General features: G+C 46.3%; 1 protein-coding gene. It reads right to left on the bottom strand.

What is annotated here, in order from left to right:
• Positions 1–86 precede the first annotated feature (86 nt).
• Positions 87–1,447 (bottom strand): IS1182 family transposase gene (locus AB4124_RS33975; RefSeq protein ID WP_441975453.1). Its coding sequence is split into 2 segments (ribosomal slippage): positions 87–889 and positions 889–1,447, totalling 1,362 coding nucleotides; the frame shifts between segments, so codons are not numbered across the junction.
• Positions 1,448–1,559 lie beyond the last annotated feature (112 nt).

The raw sequence follows: 1,559 nt of genomic DNA on the forward strand, positions 1-1,559 counted from the left end.
TCAGATTGTCGAGAAACCCTGTACTTTTTTCAAAGTACAGGGTTTCTTACATATCAAGTGGTCACATCAAAAGGGAAAATAGGGGATTACCCCCTGTTTTCCAGGCGATCCAGGTGGATCGCCATCTTCTTCATATTCTGTACGGCTGCTGTCATCAGGGCCTGCTCCCTGACGTTCTGCAACCCGCGCAAACGGCAATAGCGAAACCCATGGAGCTCTTTGGCATCCGCGAAGCTTCGCTCAATCGTTTCTTTTCGTTTTCGGTAGAGATATTTCCCGGATCGACTCAACCGGTTGCCTCGCACCCATTCTTTGCTGTCCTCCCAGACGTGACGGGTTACCACCTTTCGGTGGTTGCGAGACCGAGTGCATTCGTTTAATAACGGACACTTCTTGCAGTGCTGAGGGTCTGAAGCGTACTGCCGGTATCCCTCGCGGTTGGTCGTCTTGTATTGCAGTTCGTGCTCCGCCGGGCAGATATAAAGGTTGCGCTCTGCATCATGCGTGAACTTCCATTTTGGGAATAAACCTTGAGTCGGATGGAATCTTCGGTGAGCAATAACGGCAAATATATTTCGGCTTTGCAGCCCTTTGCAGATAGGTGAAGTCAAGTACCCAGAATCCAGCGCAACAGCTTCTACTTTAAAACCAAATCGTTGTTGTTGACGATCCAAACGGGACAAATAGGGTACAGAGTCATGGACATTTCCTGCCGTGACATGTACATCCGTTATCATATTGTATTTCAGGTCCACGGTACGGTGGTCTAAGTAGAAAAATCCTTCCGGTTTCCCATCCCGGATCATATAACCGCTATCTGGATCTGTCGTGCTCACTTTGACTTCCTTTTCCTCAATCACGTCCTCTCTAGGCTTTAGCGCTTTTTTTCATGTGCCTTCCGGTCGGCCTCTACGGCGGCATTAAGTTCACCCACATAATCACGGGTGTTTTGTAAAACCTGTTCCTTTGTGTACTTATGCTTATTCGCATTCGCTTTAACGTGGGTTGAATCGGAAACCAGGACGCGTCCACCTACCATACGGTGCTGAATGGCTTGAAGCACAATCTCATCAAAGATCTCCTGAAAAATCGCTGTATCTTTAAAACGAGTGCGACGATTCCAGCTAATCGTAGAATGGTCCGGCACTTTGTCGGTCAGACCTAATCCCAAAAACCAGCGGTAGGCAAGATTGGTCTGAATTTCACGTTCGAGTTGACGTTCGGAACGGATGCCGTAAAAATAACCGAGGAAAATCATCTTAAATAACACAACAGGGTCGATGGCTGGTCGCCCGTTATCAGCACAATAAAGCGGACGGACCTTTTCGTCGATGAAAGAGAAATCGATATACTTGTCCACTTTACGGAGCAGATGATCTTGAGGAACTAATTCTTCAATCGAAACAAACTCGTAAGCCTGCTGTTTTTCTCGGTTAGAACGCAACATATTTAACACCCTTCCGAACGGTTTATTTACTAATATTATATAATATTAACGCGGTGTCGTGTTGAATTAAATATACAAAAAAATAGCTGTCGAGACTTTCTCGACAGCCTGA

It is taken from the genome of Paenibacillus sp. 2KB_20 (assembly GCF_052115765.1).
GTDB lineage: Bacteria > Bacillota > Bacilli > Paenibacillales > Paenibacillaceae > Paenibacillus_AQ.